We start from the raw sequence: 16,075 nt of genomic DNA, 5'->3' as shown, positions 1-16,075 counted from the left end.
GGGCGCAGACAGATGACCAAAGACATACTGTTGAACATCGAGGGGCTGTCGCTCGACTTCCGCACAAACCGGGGCCGGGTCAAGGCGCTGCGCGACATCAGCTTTCCGGTCCAAAAGGGCCGCATCCTGGGCATCGTCGGCGAAAGCGGATCGGGCAAGAGCACGGTCCTGTGGTCCATCCTGGGCCTTCTGGCCGGAAATGCCGAGGTGACGGCCGGGCGCGTCGACTATGGCGCCCGCGACCTGCTGACACTGGATGCCCAGGCCCTGCGTGCCATCCGGGGTGAAGAGATCAGCGTGGTTTTCCAGGACCCGATGACATCGCAGATCCCGGTGCTGCCCTATGCAAGGCAGATGTCCGACATCCTTTATCGCCGGTCCATGTCCGAGGCGGACAAGCGCAAGGCCGCCATCGACATGCTGCGCCGCGTGGGTATTCCCGATCCGGACAGCCGCATTGATGCCTACCCGCACCAGTTTTCCGGCGGCATGCGCCAGCGTGCCGGCATTGCCATGTCGATGCTGACCGGGCCGAACCTGCTGTTGGCGGATGAGCCGACCACAGCGCTGGATGTCACGATGGAAGCGCAGATGATCGGGCTGATGCGGGGCCTGCGCGACGATTTCGATACCACCATCGTCGTCGTGTCGCACAACCTCGGGCTTATCGCCGAGATGTGCGACGACGTGGTGGTGATGTACGCGGGCGAGGTGGTCGAGACCGGCGAGGTCCACGAGATCTTTCACAACGCGCGCCATCCCTACACCCGGGCATTGCTGGAATGCGACCCGGCCCGGATCGCCGAGGTTTCCCGCAAGCTGCCTGTGATCCCGGGCGACATTCCCGACCTGACCCGCCCGCTGCCGGGCTGCATCTTTGCCGACCGCTGCCAGAAGGCGATGCCCGATTGCGCCAAGGTCGCGCCGCCGATGGTGGCACGAGGCGGCGGAATGGCGCGCTGTCACCTGCTGGAGGGGCCTCTTGCCGATGCCTCCTGGCCGCCACCCGCCGATGTTGTCACCGTCGGGCGCGACCTGGGCGGGCTGGCCCCGGTCAAGGCACGCAGCGATGCGCCGCCGTTGCTGGAAGTGCATGACCTCAATGTCCGTTTCCGCACGATGGGACCGCTCAAGGCGCGGCTGAACGGCGTGTCCGATCCCTTTGTCGATGCGGTTCTGGACGTCAGCCTGGACGTGAAGCCAGGCGAGACGCTGGCGCTGGTCGGTGAAAGCGGATCGGGCAAGACGACACTGGGGCGCACGATCCTCAACCTTCAAGGCGCGTCCGGCGGCACGGTGCGGTTCGACGGGCGGGACATCGCGGGCATGGCAGAGGGGCAGTTCAAGCCGCTGCGCCGCGACATGACAATGATGTTTCAGGATCCCGTCGGCTCGCTTTCGCCACGCAAGTCGGTGCGGGCGCTGATCACCGAACCGCTGGTGATCCACGGCGCCCAAGGGCGTGACCTGGACACCGAGGCCGAACGGCTGGCCGACATGGTGCGCCTGCCGCGCAGTTTCCTGTCGCGCTATCCGCACGAACTGTCGGGCGGACAGGCCCGACGCGTGGGCGTGGCCCGCGCGCTGGCGTTGAACCCGCGCCTGATCGTGGCCGACGAGCCGACAGCGGGGCTGGATGTCTCTGTTCAGGGCGAGATCCTGAACCTGATGGCCGACCTGCAGGCAGAGCACGGGCTGAGCTATCTCATCATCACGCACAACCTGCCGGTGGTGCGCCACATCGCCGACCGGATCGCCATCATGTACCTGGGTCGCATCGTCGAGGACGGCCCGGCGGCAAAGGTCTTTGCCCGGCCCGCGCATCCCTATACCCGCGCCCTGGTCGAAGGCGTCCCGCAGCCCGACCCGGATCGCAGGCGCCCGCCGACCGCCGTGATCGAAGGCGAGGTGCCCAGCCTGCTGCGCCGCCCCAAGGGCTGCGATTTCGCCGCCCGCTGTCCGCTGGCGCAAGACGCCTGCCATGCGGCGAAACCCCGACATACCCATATCGCGCCGGACCACAGGCATGCCTGCCTGTTCCCCCTGCGCACCCCTTCTGACTTGACGGAGACCGCATGAGCTACGGGATCTACATCGGCCGCAACCTGACGGCCGACGGACATGCATGGCTGGCCGGATACGGCGACGAACCCTCCAGCCACTGGCTGGAGATCGTGGAGCGCGCAGAGCATGCGCCGGGCAGTACCATCGCCGTGGGCGTCGGCCCGGACAGCGACATGCCCGGCCACCGGACGCAGATCCCGCAGGCCGCGCAGACCGCCCGGCACCTGCGCGTCAGCTACAGCTACTACCTGGGCGTGCCCGCGCCGATCACCAACGGCGGGCTGAACGAACACGGCGTGGCCGTGCGCGACATCTGGTCGACCTCCTGCGATGCGTTGATCGAGATGACGCCGAAGGACCAGACCGGCCCCAACTATTCCGACCTCGCCCGCATCGTGATCGAACGCGCCCGCACCGCCCGCGAAGGGGTCGAGATCATGGCGGCGCTGATCGCCGAGCACGGTTATTCCTGCTATGGCGGCAATTCCCACATCATCGCTGACCCGGACGAAGCCTGGGTGGTGATCCAGTTCTCGGGCGGCAAGGGGCTTTGGGTGGCCGAGCGCCTGGGGGCCGATGACATCCGTGCGTCCCGCCCCGGCTATGTGGGCGTGGTTCCGCTGCAATCGGACGAGCGTTTTCTCTACCCCGATCATTTCATCCAGACCGCTGTCGATCTGGGCTGGTACGACCCGGCCTCCGGCGCGCCCTTTGACGTCAATGCCATCTATGGCGACGGCAAGGGTCCGTGGGAGGGCGTGGCCTGGGTCGAGGCCGAGATGCGCAAGCGGGCGGAGGCCGGGCCGATCACCTTCACGGATGTCTGCTGGGCGATCCAGACAGAGGTCCTGACCGGGGATACGGCGGGCTATGGACAGGTGGTGCCGCTGGTTCACCCTGCGCATCCGGACCTGCGGATGATGTGGCATGCGCCGGTCGGCCCGGTGACGGCGCCGCTGGTGCCGGTCTTCCTTGGCCAGACAGAGGTGCCGGACGAATTCGCCCAGCACCGCTACCTGACCACGGGCGAGGCGCATCGCTTTCTCGACCGCCGGAAGGAGGACAAGGACCCCGATACCGTCAGCCATGTGCCGCAGGGGATCGAGGTCTCGGACAGCGCGGTCTACCAGTTCAAGCGCCTGATGCACCTCGCCTTTCAGGACGAGGGGTTGCTGCGCGAGGCCTGGGATCACTGGCGCCTGATGGAGGCGCGCCTGGCGGAACAGCTGCCGGACGTCTTGCGCAGCGCCGAGATCCTGCTGGACGCGGGCGAAACCGGCCTTGCCCGCCGGGTGCTGACGCGGGAAAGCGCGGTCTGGCTGGGCGCCGGTCTGGAGGATTGCCGCGCGCTTGTCGCCGCCGGGCACGCAAGGCTGCGGATGCGCGATGCCCTGAACCGCCACGGCAAGCCGCAGGCCCCCGCCCAGCTCTGGTAGCGGCAGGCCCGGAACCAGCCCAGCGCGGTCTCGATCGCGGGCGCATCGGTCACGCGGCCCGCTCGCCGGTTCGCCTGACCCATGAAACAGACCGTAAAGGCTGACTTTGAGTTGAAAAGGACGGCGTCCCGGGGCATCACCTGCTCGATCCGGTCCACCGCATCGCGTTGCGATGTGACAACCGCGTGCAGGTTGCCGCGCAGCTGGTCGCGGGCGAAGGTTTCGGCGGACGGCGCGGACTTGTGCCCCTGCACAGCTGCGGGCAAGCTGCGCTTGCCCCGCCACAGGAGACCCCCGGATGTCCATGCCACAAACGGGCCGCTGTCCATCGGATTGCCGTTTGCACCCCACGCTGGAAGAAAGCGCCGCCTGGGCCGGATATTGGCACGCGGCACAGCGGGACAAGGCCGGTCAGCCCTACGTCGGACACCTGGTCCGTGTCTCGCGCCATCTGGTCCGGTTGTTCCCGGATGCCAGTTCGGTGGAGCGGCATGCCGCCTGGCTGCATGATGTGTTGGAGGACACCGAGATCACCGCAGCGGATCTCGCCGCACGAGGCTATGCGCCCGAGGTGATCGACACGGTACAGGCGGTGACCAAATCGCCCGACCCGGAGAAGACCTACGCACAGCGGATCGAGCGGTTGGCGCGCGCGGGCACGGTATCGGCCATCCGGGTCAAACTGGCCGACCTGACCGACAATTCCGATCCCGATCGGCTGGTACAGCTGCCAGAGGCCAAGGCCGCAAGCCTGGGCGCGCGCTATCGTGCCGCGAAACAACACCTTTTCGAGGAACTGGACCGGCGGTCCGGCGATCAGGATGCCAACGGATCGAGCCAGCCGGAATAAGCGATCAGCCGCGTGCCAAGAACGGGCAACCTGATGTCGATCTCGAACCGATAGAGCCCGCCTTCGGCCCATTCGCGCGCCTGCACCCCTGGCCAGAACAGCCGTGGCAGTCGCAGGCCCAGAAAGCGCACCCAGGCGGTTTCCAGGTGCAGACCTTCAACGTCAGGCACCAGCCTGGCCGCCAATGTCACCGGGCCAAGCTGCTCGGCCAATGTGCCATCCGGCATGGCGCGTTGTTCTGACACCATGCATTGCGTGCCGATCACGCGTGTCCAACAGGCCCCCTGCTCGCTGGGCGCAGTTTCCAGCACCAAAGGAGCATCGCGGGTCGCCGCGGGCAGCCCCATCAGACGCGCAAGCAAACGCAGTGCTGGAAACGGCGCCGGCTTGACGGTGATCCGCCCTTCGAAACGGCCGAATGCACGGTGCAATGCCTGGCACGGCGATGGCAGCCGGTCCAGGTCCGCCCCCAGCACTTGCGCATAGGGCGTCACCCGATCAGCTTTCGGCGCAGGGCCTCGTCCGGCAAGGCACAGATCTGCTTTCGGCCGAAAATGCGGTACCGGTTGCGGGCAACACGGGCATAGAGCCAATCCCGCAGCGGCCCGGGCAGCAGGCGCAGCGCCCTGAGCGGCGCATAGCCCGCATGAAGCTGCGGGAACAACCATATCGCCCCGTCCAAACCGGCCCGGGCCCGACCGTCTTGCAACATCAGCCAGCTGTCAGGGTTGTCCGGATCAAGGCCGAAATGGCGCATCAGCCCCTGCCCCAGCGCGGCTTGGGTCGTACAGATGCGGACACGGTCCGCCTTGTCGAGCCGCGCTATGCGCCGCGCGGTCACCGAGCAAAGCCCGCATTCCCCATCCATCACCACCAGGATGATGGTCTCGTCAAAGACCGGCACTTGCGGATCGGCGCGCCACGAATAGGGGGGCTGACTAGCGAGACGCATCGGAGACCTCCTTTGGACTCGATATAAGGTGCCCTGCGACACAGCAAAACAAAAGACCCCGGCGTACGATGCGGCGGGCAAGGGCATGACGCGCAGTTTGACGGGCCGGGCCAGCATTGCCGGGCCATGTGTCAAGACGGGTCGACGCCGAACAGAGGGCGGATGGCTCGAATTTTCAGTTTTAAAAGTGCGGAAGGAATCCGTTGGGCAGATCGGGCCCACACCGATTTTCCTTACGTTATTTCATGCAGTTATCCGCTCACCCCTCGCAAATGCGCCGCCCCGCGCCATGCCGGCCCGGCGCCCGCGTTGTGGTCTCCGAAGATCGGAACCCTTTGTTAAGGCAGCATCCTTATTCCTGCCGAGTGTCAGATGTGCCGTTTCAAGGCGCACACCCGTGCCACGAAGGATGCATACCAGCTATGTCAGACATCAGTTTCCACGCCCTCGGCCCGGCCCGGGCCCGCTCCGGTGAAGATCCGCTTGTCGCCTTTCTGCTGAATGCCCGGCGTATGCCGGTCACGATCTCGGCGCGCGACGTCAACCGGCTCGACTCTCACCGGCTGCAACTGCTGCTGGTGGCGCGGAAACAATGGGAAACGGACGGCATTCCCTTCGACATCACCGACATGGCGCCAAGCTTTCGCGAGGGACTCGAAAGGCTCGGTCTCTCTCCCGACCATTTCGACAAGGAACCTCTGCAATGACGACCAAAGTCCTGGCAATCGACGACTCGCGAACGATCCGCAACCTTTTGCGCGTCTCTCTCGAAGGCGCGGGGTTCGAGTTTCACTCTGCCTGTGACGGCCAGGAGGGTGTCGACATTTTCCCCGATGTCGATCCGGACGTGGTCATCACGGATATAAATATGCCCAAGATGGACGGGTTCGGCGTGATCGACACCCTGCGCGCCGGCCCCAACCGGACCAACGTGCCGATCCTGGTGCTGACCACCGAAAGCTCGGACGAATTGAAGGCCCGCGCCCGCAACGCCGGGGCGACAGGCTGGATCGTGAAACCCTTCGACGACGCCTCTCTGGTGTCCGTCCTGCGGCGCTTGACGGGGCATGTGAGCTGAGATGTCTGGAAATTCGATCAGAGATACATTCTTCGAGGAATGCGAAGAACTGCTGGAGGCCCTTGTCGAAGGGCTGGCGCAGATGGAACAGGCCCCCGAGGACATGGAGGTCGTGAACGCCGTCTTCCGCTCGGTGCATTCGATCAAGGGCGGCGCCGGGGCCTTTGCGCTAGATCGGCTGGTGTCCTTCGCCCACTCCTTTGAAACGGTGATGGACAAGGTCCGCGACCGCGAGCTGACGGTCGATGAAAAGCTGATGAGCCTGTTTCATCGTGCAGGCGATCACCTGTCCGACCTCGTCGAAGCCGCGCGTGACGAAACCCATCTCGACGATGAGGCCGAGGCTGGCCTGACCGGGGAACTGGACAGCTACCTGGGCGACGAGGCCGCGGCGGAAGAATTCAGCTTTGACGCGGTCACACTGGATTTCGATGGCCCCGCGATCGAATTGCCGTCCGAGGACGATGGCGGCGCCTTGCGGGTCTTCGAGATTCGTTTCGTGCCGAGCCGCGCGCTCTACGAGAACGGACATGAACCGCTGCTGATCCTCGACGCGCTTGCCGACCTCGGGGACATGACGGTCGAGGCCGACATCAGCCGCATCCCCGAGTTCGATGCATTCGATCCCGCAGACGCCTTTCTGTCATGGCACATGCGGCTGGCCAGCAGCGAGCCCGAAACCACCCTGCACGAGGTGTTCGAATTCGTCGAAGGCCTTTGCGAGCTGGATATTTCTGTCACAGCCGGGCCCGAGGAGGTGCCCGTATCCACCCCTTTCGATCCAGAGCCGTCGACCGGCACTGAAGAGCCCATAGCAGAAACTGAGACCGTGCTGCCGGAAGCCGAAGAGACCACCGACAGCGCCCCCCCTCCCGATCGACGCAAGGAAGCGCGTGGCCCCAAACCCACCCTCAGGGTCGACCTCGATCGGGTCGACCGGCTGATCAACACGGTGGGGGAACTGATCATCAATCAGGCGATGATCTCTCAGAGGATCGAAGAACTGGACCTGCCGACAGTCGCGCATCTGACCAACGAGCTGGAAGCCTACAAGCTGTTGGCCCGCGACATCCAGGAAGGTGTCATGGCCATCCGCGCCCAACCGGTCAAACCGCTGTTCCAGCGCATGTCTCGCATCGTCCGCGAGGCCTCGGACGCCACCGGCAAGAAAGCGAAGATGGTGACCGTGGGCGACTCGACCGAGGTCGACAAGACCGTGATCGAACGCCTGGCCGACCCGCTGACCCATATGGTCCGCAACGCCGTCGACCACGGATTGGAAAAACCCGAGGGTCGGGAAGCCGCCGGTAAGGACCCGGTGGGCACAATCCGCCTTTCGGCCTCACATCGGTCGGGCAGCGTCTTCATCGAGATCTCGGACGATGGCGCCGGGTTGAACCGGGAGCGGATCCTGGCAAAGGCCATCGAAAAGGGTTTGGTGCCTCCAGACGTGGAACTTTCCGACCCGGAGATCGACAACCTCCTGTTCCTGCCCGGTTTTTCAACTGCGGGCGAGGTCTCGGCCCTCTCGGGTCGCGGTGTCGGCATGGACGTGGTCAAGAACGCAGTGCATGCGCTGGGCGGGCGGGTGTCGATCACCTCGACCCCGGGCAAGGGCACGACCTTTTCCATCGTCCTGCCGCTGACACTGGCCGTGATGGATGGTTTCGTGATCTCGGTGGCCGACCAGACTATGGTTATCCCGATTTCCTCGATCCTCGAGACCATACGCCCCAACCCGCGCGACATCCATGTTGTCGGAACAGACAGCCAGGTGGTCAGCGTGCGTGGCTCCTATGTGCCGATCGTGGACGTGGCCGACAACCTGGGCCTCGCACGCCACGACGACACCGGCGGCGCGGGCATCCTTTTGCTGGTCAGTACGGAACTGCAGGGGCTGACGGCCCTGCGCGTGACGGCGATCCACGACCAGCGCCAGGTGGTGATCAAGAGCCTAGAAAGCAACTATGCCGCCATCCGGGGCGTCTCGGCGGCAACCATCCTGGGCGATGGCAAGATCGCCCTCATCCTCGATCCCGAAGAGCTGATCAATCTCGCACATGCCTCGGGCAACGATCCCTTTGCACAGCACAGCAGAATGGAGCTTCGTCATGGCTGAGACCGCGGAAGCGCATGCGGATACGCAGTTCGAATTCATAACCTTCTCGGCAGGCGGTCAAAGTTACTGCCTGGAGATAACGCAGATCCGTGAAATCCGTCGCTGGACCCCGGTGACCGCCCTGCCCCACACACCGGCCGATGTGCTGGGCGTGATGAACCTGCGCGGCGCGGTGATCCCGATCTTCGACCTTTCGGCGCGTTTCGGACTGGGCGCCACTCCCGCGAACGAACGCAACGTGGTGATCGTCGCCGCGGTGGATGGCGCAACCATCGGCCTCTTGGTGGAATCGGTGTCCGAGATCCTTTCGGTCGACAAGTCCGAGATCCAGGAAACCCCCGACATCAAGTCCGAGGCGACGCGCAACAGCATCCAGGGCATGATCTCGGTCGACGAGACGATGGTGCGCGTTGTCAACCTGGGCGCCGTCGTCGAAAGCGGCAAGGGGCTGCCTGCATGACAAGCTCTCCGCCGGGCGCCTTCACGCGCGACATCCCTTTCAGCGATGCGGATTTTCGCGCCATCGCGCAGCTTGCCCAGGAACGGTTCGGCCTCAGCCTTGCCGAGAGCAAGAAGCCGCTGGTCTATTCGCGGCTGTCGCGGCGGCTCAAATCCCGGCAAATCGGGAACTTCACCGACTACCTTGCCTTGCTCGAACGCCGTGAAGAAGAGGCTGAGCGGCTGGAACTGATCTCGGCCCTGACCACCAATGTCACCAGTTTCTTCCGTGAGACCCACCACTTCGACACCCTCGCAAAGCACTTCGCGGCGGGTCTCGCGGAGCGTACAAATGCCGGACAAAGGGTGCGGATCTGGTCCGCCGGCTGTTCCTCCGGTCAGGAGCCCTATTCGATCGCGATGACGGTCCTCGAGGCTGTGCCAGAGGCCGCGCGCAAGGATCTGCGCATTCTCGCAACCGACATCGATCCCAAGATCGTGCACAGGGCCCGCGACGGGGTCTACTCGGCCGAGGACATCGCCGGCATTCCCGCGCCGATGCGCAGCAAATGGACCAAGGCAACCGATGCGACCGGCAAGACATACGCCGTGGCACAGGCGTTGAAGGAACTGATCACCTTCAACGAGCTGAACCTCATGGTGGACTGGCCCTTCCGCGGCCCCTTTGACGCGATCTTCTGCCGCAATGTCGCGATCTATTTCGACCAGGAGACGCAAAAGCGCCTCTGGCAACGCTTCAGCGCCATGCTGAACCCCGATGGGCTCTTGTTCATCGGACACTCCGAACGGGTGACAGGCCAGGCCCTGCAGACCCTCACCGGATTCGGGATCACCAGTTACCGCAGGGCACGCAGCAATGTGCCGCCTGCGCTGCAATAGGAGAGCAAGATGGGAATGAAGGATTCTCTCAGGGTCATGGTCGTCGACGATATGGCGACAAGCCGTGGCCTGATCACCCAGGCCCTCGATGACATCGGGGTCAAGAATTATGTCACAGAGAACGACGGGCGCGCCGCGCTTGAACGCATGGCCGCAAGCCCGGTGCACCTGGTGCTGTCGGATTACAACATGCCCGGCCTGGATGGGCTTGGCCTGCTCAAGGCGGTGCGCGGCCACCAGGCGCTGAAGAAGATGGGGTTTATCCTGGTCACCGGCCGCCCGACGCCGGAAATCGTGGCCGAGGCCAAGCGGCTGGGCCTCAACAACATGATCAAGAAGCCCTTTACCTCGGCCTCGATGAAACAGTGCATCGAAAGCGTGGTCGGTCGCCTATGACCAGGGGAAAAGACACCGTATTGCCCCTGAAACTCGCCACCCGGCGTGCCTCGGACGAGCTGGAGGGCCTGCACGCCCGGCTCGAACGGCTCGAACACGGGCTGGACGCGGTGATCGGCCAGTCCACGAAGGCTTTCGATACCAGTTCGATCCGCATGCTGCAGGAGCTGGACATGCTGCGGCAATCGATCGGCGCGCTTGCCGACTATCTCGACCAGATCTCGGCCGCGACCGACGCCAATGGCATGGTCAACGTCAGCGAAGCTCTGACCGCGGTTCCCTTGCGCGACATGGCCTGCCGTCTGGGGGGGCAGGTCAATTCCGCCGCCGATGGCGGCCACGCGGAACTGTTCTGATGGATCGGTCCTTTGGTCTCTGGCCACATTGGCCCCACGCGGGCGGGGCCTGAACCATGTCGGTTAAGAGTGTCGTCATCGCCACGCCGGACGCCGCCCAGCGCAAGCGGCTGGGCCTGATCGTGGACGGCATGAGCCAGTTCAAGGTCATCGCGCAAACCGGCGACCTCATGAACACCTACAACGTCGTCGAGGAAGAGTTGCCGAAGGCCGTGCTCATCGCGGATGTGCTTGCCGGCCTCGCGGAATTCGAGGTGATGCGGGCGCTATTTTCGACACTGGACATCCGCTGGCTGGTGGTGACGGTGCCGAACCGCAGGGTGCGCCGCCCGGCCACAGTCCCGGCGGGCGGCGACCCCCGATCCGACCTGTTTTCGATCCCGGCGGATGCGCCCGACGAGGTTTATGAAAGGCAGCTCCGCTCCCTGACCCGTACAGGACTGAACCCTCACCCGGCGGCAAAACCCATGCCACACCGTTCGACCGAAACGACCGGAGTGGTCGGTCCCGGCACGCAGACCAACAGCCTGGGCAAGCGGCGCCGGATCAATATGGTCTCGACGCCAAGCCAAGGACCCGGCACCGCCCGCATGAACAGCATCACTAGCAAGCCCCAGGCAGACCTGCGCGGCCCCGCGGGTGGCGATCCCATCGTCCTGATCGGTGCCAGCACTGGCGGTGTCGATGCGCTGCTGGCCGTGTTGACCCGCTTTCCCGAAGATTGCCCGCCGACGATGGTCGTGCAGCACACCGGTTCCGGCTTTGGCGAAAGCCTGGCCGGATTGCTGGACCGACAGTGCCTGCCAAGCGTCCTGCTGGCGAATGGCCCCATGCCCCTGAGGCGGGGACAGATCCTGATCGGCGCCGGTATCCGGGCACATCTGGTCCTGGACGGGCGCGCCGCGACACGGGTCACGACCATCGCCGACGGCCCCGTGGCCGGGCATGTCCCCTCGGTCGACCGGCTGTTCCTCTCGGCCTTGCCCGTGGCGCCGCGGGTTTCTGCCGCATTGCTGACCGGCATGGGCCGCGACGGCGCCGAGGGGATGAAGGCGCTCAGGCATGCCGGCGCGCGCACGCTGGCACAGGACGAGGACAGCTGCGTGGTCTACGGCATGCCGCGGGCCGCCGCCGAACTTGGCGGCGTCGAGCGGGTCCTTCCGCTGAACAAGATCGCCGAGGCGTTGCTGGCCCGCCGCGGCACAGGCATTGGCCCAGGCAGGGAATTGCAGACATGACACCCCAAACCGAGAAGCTGGTAAATGTCATCCAGGGCGAGTTCGAAATCTCGGACAGTCTCGAGGTGATCCTGACAACCGTTCTGGGGTCCTGTATCGCGGTCTGCATGTTCGATCCGCACCGCAGGATCGGCGGGCTTAACCACTTCCTCCTGCCGAAGCGAGACGGGGGTGAGGGGGCGAATGTCCGCTATGGCGCCTACGCGATGGAGCTGTTGATCAACGGGCTCTTGCGCAGTGGGGCCGACCGCGCCCGGTTGCAGGCCAAGATCTTTGGCGGGGCCAGCATGATGGGCAACCTGCGCGACATCGGCGCATCGAACGCGGCCTTTGCACGCAGCTTCCTCAAGGACGAAGGTATCCCCTGCATCGCGGAGAGCGTGGGCGGCACATCGGCCCGGCGGATACGCTTCTGGCCCACGAGCGGGCGGGTACGTCAGCTCATGGTCTCTGCAGATGCGGTGTCGTTGCCGGTAGAGAAACCGGCCCCCATCCCCCGGCCCAAGACGGACGAGATCACGCTTTTCTGACGGACGCTTCGGCGGTATCCCAAACCGGGCGGATATCTGCCCGCAGGCCGAGGGAGACCGAGATGCAGCCACTGTCCCATCCGTTTACCCGCGATCTCGTGCTGGTTGGCGGCGGCCACAGTCACGCGCTGGTCCTGAAATTCTGGGGCATGAAGCCGCTGCCCGGCGCGCGCCTGACGCTGATCAACCCCGGGCCGACTGCTGCCTATTCCGGCATGTTGCCGGGACATATCGCCGGACATTACACGCGCGACGCGCTGGAGATCGACCTTGTCCGGCTGGCGCGGTTCGCCGGGGCGCGGCTGATCCTTGGCGCGGCTGAAGGCATCGACCTGTCCAGGGGAGAGGTTCACGTGGCGGGCCGTCCACCGGTCGGCTTTGACCTGGCCAGCATAGACGTCGGCATCACCACGGCCATGCCCGAGATCCCCGGCTTTTCCGAACACGCCATCCCGGCCAAGCCGCTGGAACGGTTCGCCACCGCTTGGCAGACCGTCCTGCAAACCAGCGGCCCGGCCAGCGTGGCTGTGATCGGCGGCGGGGTCGCGGGCGCCGAATTGATCCTGGCGATGGGGCACGCATTGTCACGGGCTGAGCGGCCGGCAAAGCTGCATCTGATCGAACGCGACAAGGTGCTGACCGCCCTGCCCGCCCGTTCGGCGGCTCGCCTGCGAGAGGCGTTGGAACGCGCCGGGGTCACGTTGCATGAAGGCGTCGAGGTGCGGGCAATCACCTCGGAGGGCGTGACGCTGGAAGGTTATGAAATCTCTGCGGACTTCGTCTGTGGCGCAGCCGGTGCGCGTCCGCATGCATGGCTTGCGGAAACGGGGCTGGCGCAGCAGGACGGCTATCTGAATATCGATCCACAGTTGCGCACCTCGGATCCGCGCATCTTTGCCGCGGGGGATTGTGCGCATATGCCATTCGCACCACGGCCCAAAGCCGGTGTCTATGCCGTACGGCAGGCCCCGGTGCTGGCGCAAAACCTGCGCGTGGCGCTGCGCGAAACCGGGCGCATGCACCGTTACTCCCCACAGAAGGATTATCTGAAACTTGTGTCGATGGGCGGCAAAACCGCCCTGGGCGACCGTTTCGGCCTGAGCTTCGCCGGTCCCCTGATCTGGCGCTGGAAAGACCGGATCGACCGTAAATTCATGTCCAAGCTCAAGCACCTGCCGCAAATGGCCCCGCCTGCCCTGCCGGATCCACGTGCCGCGGGTGCCGCGGAACTTGGCGACAAGGTCCTGTGCGGAGGTTGTGGCGCCAAGCTGGGCCAGGGCGCCCTGATGGCGGCGCTGTGCGAGACGCCATCGGTCCTGCCCGGGGACGACGCCGCACAGGTGCGCATCGGCGGTGCCGATCTGGTCTTCAGCACCGACCACCTGCGCGAGATCACCGCCGATCCCGTGACCATGACACGCATCGCCGCTCAACACGCGCTTGGCGACATCTGGGCGATGGGTGGCCAGCCGCAGGCCGTACTTGCCAGCCTTGTCCTGCCCCGGATGTCGCCCCGGCTGGCCGGCCGTACGCTGGACGAGATCATGACAACCGCCCGCGCCATCATGCGCGCGGGCGGGGCAGACATCGTCGGCGGCCACACATCGCAGGGGACGGAACTGACCATCGGCTTCACCATCGCCGGCACCTGCGACGGGACAGCGATCGGCCTTGCCAGGGCGCGCCCCGGTGATGCGTTGATCCTGACCAAGCCGCTGGGCTCCGGCGTCCTCATGGCCGGCGAAATGGCGGGGCTTGCACGGGGCGAAGACGTGGCCGCCGCCCTGCACCGGATGGTCCAATCGCAGGCGCAGGCCTCGACCCTGCTGAAAAGCGCGCACGCCATGACGGATGTGACCGGTTTTGGCCTGCTGGGACACCTGCGCAACATCTGTCTGAATTCAGGCGTCGGCGCAGAGATCACACTGGAGGCAGTGCCGCTGATGCAAGGCGCATTGGAGCTTTCCCGCCAGGGCGTCCGCTCCAGTCTTTACCCGGACAATCGGGCCCCTTTCCCCGATCTCGCAGACAGCCCCCGGCACGATCTGCTGATCGACCCGCAGACCTCCGGCGGCCTGCTGGCGGCCCTGCCCGGCGATGGGGCCCACACCCTTTCGGCCCTGCGCGACGCAGGGTACGAGGCCGCGCGGATCGGCATCGTCACAGAGGGCGTCGGTCAGATCCGAATTGTCTGAAGCCGCGCCGCCAGCCGGTCGGCCAGTGCGTCCAATGCCCCGGGCGCCAGCGATGGTGTCTCCTCCCGGTGCAGGACCTCGGGCACATGGGCGCGCATGGAACTGCGATAGGCCGGATCATAGTGATCCTCGGCCAGCGCGCGGCACAGGGCCAGACGATCCCCCGCGTCGATCAGCGCCTCCCACCGGTCGACCATCTCGTGCCCCCGGTGATAGCGGAGCGGCGCCAGCTTTTCGCGCAGACCTGCCGCGTCGGACAGGATGTCGTCATAGGCCTGCGCCAGATATTCGGCGCGCGCGGCAATCGGTGCAGAAACCTCGACCCAGGGCGCGGTTTTCATCGCGTCCCAGAGCGCCGGCGGCAGGTTGATCTGCCCGATCTTGCTGCTTTCCGCCTCGACCACGACAGGTCGCGCCGGATCGAGGGCGCAAAGCGCCCGGGCAAGATCGGTTTCGAACCCCTTCTGGGCCGGTTGTCCGCCGGGCATCTCGCCCAGTAGCGATCCCCGATGGCGCGCCAGCCCTTCGAGATCCAGAACCTGAACGCCACGGTCTTTCAGGCGCGGGAGCAGTGCGGTCTTGGCCGTCCCGGTGTAGCCGCCCAACTGGACCAGTCGATGCCGCAGCGGCCTGTCGTAGAGGTAGGCGGTGACAAGCCTGCGATAAGTCCGGTAGCCTCCCGGCACCACCTCTGCCCGCCAGCCGATCTCGCGCAGCATCCAGGTGAACGAGCCTGACCTCTGCCCTCCGCGCCAGCAATAGACCAGCGGCCGCCAGCCACCTTCGTGATGCGCCAGGTGACGTTCGATGTGGTTGGCGGCATTGCGAAACACCAGCGCAGCCCCCAGCTTGCGCGCCTTGAAGGGGCTCTCCTGCTTGTAGATCGTCCCGACACGGGCCCGTTCCTCGTTGTCGAGAACGGGGAGATTGATCGCACCGGGGATGCGATCCTCTTCGAATTCCGCCGGGCTGCGCACGTCGATCACGGTATCGAAACCGTGCGAGTAAAAGCTCTCCAGGCAATCTGGGATCAGGGTCATTGCGAGGATTTATCCCGGCAACCGGCGCTTGGGAAGAGCCGGATTCAGCGAGGTGAAATTCTGTTGAAAAGCTGCTGGACACCGGGTCGGACCTCGGCTAAACCGCCTCCACCCGAAGCGACAGCTTCTCCCGTGCCCGGGTAGCTCAGGGGTAGAGCAGTGGATTGAAAATCCTCGTGTCGGTGGTTCGATTCCGCCCCCGGGCACCATTTAATCCGCTAAGCCATTGTAAGACCTCAGCTTTATCTGATGATGGAGCTACTGTAGAACATGGCGGAGAACAAAACTGCACCTCACTCATTTGTCAAAGATGGCGTCTTTTACTTCGTGAGGCGAGTCCCGAAGGACCTGAAGCAACACTATACGTCGTCAAAAATCTCATACTCACTGAGAACCAGATCAGCTTTGACCTGCCCCCAAAGAACTGGGCCATTCAAAAGTAGAGTTTGTTCTCGTAACGTTCAAAACGACGAGGAGAACAGA

Annotated in this window: 17 protein-coding genes and 1 tRNA gene; 15 read left to right on the top strand and 3 right to left on the bottom strand. The window is 65.0% G+C overall.

What is annotated here, in order from left to right; genetic code table 11:
* Positions 1–12 precede the first annotated feature (12 nt).
* From KZZ07_RS21415 to KZZ07_RS21405, 3 genes are all read left to right on the top strand, one after another.
* Positions 13–2,079, top strand: a complete 2,067-nt coding sequence (locus tag KZZ07_RS21415; protein ID WP_219517038.1) for a dipeptide ABC transporter ATP-binding protein — start codon at positions 13–15, stop codon at positions 2,077–2,079.
* Positions 2,076–3,500, top strand: a complete 1,425-nt coding sequence (locus KZZ07_RS21410) for a C69 family dipeptidase (RefSeq protein ID WP_219517037.1) — start codon at positions 2,076–2,078, stop codon at positions 3,498–3,500. Before KZZ07_RS21415 ends, KZZ07_RS21410 begins: the two co-directional genes overlap by 4 nt.
* A 298-nt stretch (positions 3,501–3,798) precedes the next feature.
* Positions 3,799–4,350 carry an HD domain-containing protein gene (locus KZZ07_RS21405; RefSeq protein ID WP_219517036.1) on the top strand — a complete coding sequence of 184 codons (552 nt, stop codon included), beginning with the start codon at positions 3,799–3,801 and terminating at the stop codon, positions 4,348–4,350.
* Here KZZ07_RS21405 and KZZ07_RS21400 read toward each other — a convergent pair.
* Together KZZ07_RS21400 and KZZ07_RS21395 are read right to left on the bottom strand one after the other, a co-directional pair.
* Complete coding sequence (locus tag KZZ07_RS21400; protein ID WP_219517035.1) at positions 4,317–4,844, bottom strand: DUF4166 domain-containing protein; 528 nt, start codon at positions 4,842–4,844, stop codon at positions 4,317–4,319. The genes KZZ07_RS21405 and KZZ07_RS21400 overlap by 34 nt on opposite strands.
* On the bottom strand, positions 4,841–5,302 hold the full coding sequence (locus KZZ07_RS21395) for a thiol-disulfide oxidoreductase DCC family protein (protein ID WP_219517034.1): 462 nt from the start codon (positions 5,300–5,302) through the stop codon (positions 4,841–4,843). Before KZZ07_RS21395 ends, KZZ07_RS21400 begins: the two co-directional genes overlap by 4 nt.
* 422 nt (positions 5,303–5,724) lie before the next feature.
* On the opposite strand from KZZ07_RS21395, the gene KZZ07_RS21390 reads away from it, so the two are divergent.
* The 10 genes from KZZ07_RS21390 to selD all read left to right on the top strand — a co-directional run bounded on the left by KZZ07_RS21390 (position 5,725) and on the right by selD (position 14,552).
* Positions 5,725–6,009, top strand: a complete 285-nt coding sequence (locus tag KZZ07_RS21390; protein ID WP_219517032.1) for an STAS domain-containing protein — start codon at positions 5,725–5,727, stop codon at positions 6,007–6,009.
* Positions 6,006–6,380, top strand: coding sequence for a response regulator (locus KZZ07_RS21385; RefSeq protein WP_219517031.1), 375 nt, complete (start codon positions 6,006–6,008; stop codon positions 6,378–6,380). The genes KZZ07_RS21390 and KZZ07_RS21385 overlap by 4 nt, the downstream gene beginning before the upstream one ends.
* A gap of 1 nt (position 6,381) precedes the next feature.
* Entirely contained in the window at positions 6,382–8,499 is a 2,118-nt protein-coding gene (locus KZZ07_RS21380) for a chemotaxis protein CheA (protein WP_219517029.1), read from the top strand.
* Entirely contained in the window at positions 8,492–8,959 is a 468-nt protein-coding gene (locus KZZ07_RS21375; protein WP_219517027.1) for a chemotaxis protein CheW, read from the top strand. The genes KZZ07_RS21380 and KZZ07_RS21375 overlap by 8 nt, the downstream gene beginning before the upstream one ends.
* Entirely contained in the window at positions 8,956–9,837 is an 882-nt protein-coding gene (locus tag KZZ07_RS21370) for a CheR family methyltransferase (RefSeq protein ID WP_219517026.1), read from the top strand. The genes KZZ07_RS21375 and KZZ07_RS21370 overlap by 4 nt, the downstream gene beginning before the upstream one ends.
* A 9-nt stretch (positions 9,838–9,846) precedes the next feature.
* Positions 9,847–10,233 carry a response regulator gene (locus KZZ07_RS21365; RefSeq protein ID WP_219517025.1) on the top strand — a complete coding sequence of 129 codons (387 nt, stop codon included), beginning with the start codon at positions 9,847–9,849 and terminating at the stop codon, positions 10,231–10,233.
* Positions 10,234–10,253: 20 nt separating this feature from the next.
* Positions 10,254–10,589, top strand: a complete 336-nt coding sequence (locus KZZ07_RS21360) for a DUF8776 family protein (protein ID WP_219517024.1) — start codon at positions 10,254–10,256, stop codon at positions 10,587–10,589.
* A 56-nt stretch (positions 10,590–10,645) separates the two neighbouring features.
* Entirely contained in the window at positions 10,646–11,827 is a 1,182-nt protein-coding gene (locus KZZ07_RS21355) for a CheB methylesterase domain-containing protein (RefSeq protein ID WP_255564503.1), read from the top strand.
* The gene (locus KZZ07_RS21350) at positions 11,824–12,357 is read left to right on the top strand and encodes a chemotaxis protein CheD (protein WP_219517023.1); all 534 of its coding nucleotides are present in this window, start codon (positions 11,824–11,826) and stop codon (positions 12,355–12,357) included. Before KZZ07_RS21355 ends, KZZ07_RS21350 begins: the two co-directional genes overlap by 4 nt.
* 62 nt (positions 12,358–12,419) lie before the next feature.
* Entirely contained in the window at positions 12,420–14,552 is a 2,133-nt protein-coding gene (selD, locus tag KZZ07_RS21345; RefSeq protein WP_219517022.1) for a selenide, water dikinase SelD, read from the top strand.
* Here the strand turns inward: selD and mnmH are convergent.
* The gene (mnmH, locus tag KZZ07_RS21340; RefSeq protein WP_219517021.1) at positions 14,534–15,592 is read right to left on the bottom strand and encodes a tRNA 2-selenouridine(34) synthase MnmH; all 1,059 of its coding nucleotides are present in this window, start codon (positions 15,590–15,592) and stop codon (positions 14,534–14,536) included. The two genes, selD and mnmH, sit on opposite strands and share 19 nt — an antisense overlap.
* Positions 15,593–15,726: 134 nt before the next feature.
* Between mnmH and KZZ07_RS21335 the strand changes: the two genes are divergently transcribed.
* Positions 15,727–15,801: transfer RNA gene (locus KZZ07_RS21335), tRNA-Phe, on the top strand.
* Between the two features lie 61 nt (positions 15,802–15,862).
* The coding region (locus KZZ07_RS28130; RefSeq protein ID WP_370631215.1) for a DUF6538 domain-containing protein at positions 15,863–16,075 on the top strand (213 nt) is incomplete at its 3' end.

Origin of the sequence: Mameliella sp. CS4, from assembly GCF_019392335.1 — a bacterium.
In the GTDB taxonomy this organism is placed as follows: Bacteria; Pseudomonadota; Alphaproteobacteria; order Rhodobacterales; family Rhodobacteraceae; genus Antarctobacter.
Note: the sequence above shows the minus strand (reverse complement) of the source record. Positions and strands in the feature narration are given on the sequence as shown.

Excerpts from the sequence above, each read along its gene's own strand:
- KZZ07_RS21415 (WP_219517038.1), top strand. The coding sequence starts at position 13 with ATGACCAAAGACATACTGTTGAACATCGAGGGGCTGTCGCTCGACTTC.
- KZZ07_RS21410 (WP_219517037.1), top strand. The coding sequence starts at position 2,076 with ATGAGCTACGGGATCTACATCGGCCGCAACCTGACGGCCGACGGACAT.
- KZZ07_RS21405 (WP_219517036.1), top strand. The coding sequence starts at position 3,799 with ATGTCCATGCCACAAACGGGCCGCTGTCCATCGGATTGCCGTTTGCAC.
- KZZ07_RS21395 (WP_219517034.1), bottom strand. The coding sequence starts at position 5,302 with ATGCGTCTCGCTAGTCAGCCCCCCTATTCGTGGCGCGCCGATCCGCAA.
- KZZ07_RS21390 (WP_219517032.1), top strand. The coding sequence starts at position 5,725 with ATGTCAGACATCAGTTTCCACGCCCTCGGCCCGGCCCGGGCCCGCTCC.
- KZZ07_RS21385 (WP_219517031.1), top strand. The coding sequence starts at position 6,006 with ATGACGACCAAAGTCCTGGCAATCGACGACTCGCGAACGATCCGCAAC.
- KZZ07_RS21380 (WP_219517029.1), top strand. The coding sequence starts at position 6,382 with ATGTCTGGAAATTCGATCAGAGATACATTCTTCGAGGAATGCGAAGAA.
- KZZ07_RS21375 (WP_219517027.1), top strand. The coding sequence starts at position 8,492 with ATGGCTGAGACCGCGGAAGCGCATGCGGATACGCAGTTCGAATTCATA.
- KZZ07_RS21370 (WP_219517026.1), top strand. The coding sequence starts at position 8,956 with ATGACAAGCTCTCCGCCGGGCGCCTTCACGCGCGACATCCCTTTCAGC.
- KZZ07_RS21365 (WP_219517025.1), top strand. The coding sequence starts at position 9,847 with ATGGGAATGAAGGATTCTCTCAGGGTCATGGTCGTCGACGATATGGCG.
- KZZ07_RS21355 (WP_255564503.1), top strand. The coding sequence starts at position 10,646 with ATGTCGGTTAAGAGTGTCGTCATCGCCACGCCGGACGCCGCCCAGCGC.
- KZZ07_RS21350 (WP_219517023.1), top strand. The coding sequence starts at position 11,824 with ATGACACCCCAAACCGAGAAGCTGGTAAATGTCATCCAGGGCGAGTTC.
- selD (WP_219517022.1), top strand. The coding sequence starts at position 12,420 with ATGCAGCCACTGTCCCATCCGTTTACCCGCGATCTCGTGCTGGTTGGC.
- mnmH (WP_219517021.1), bottom strand. The coding sequence starts at position 15,592 with ATGACCCTGATCCCAGATTGCCTGGAGAGCTTTTACTCGCACGGTTTC.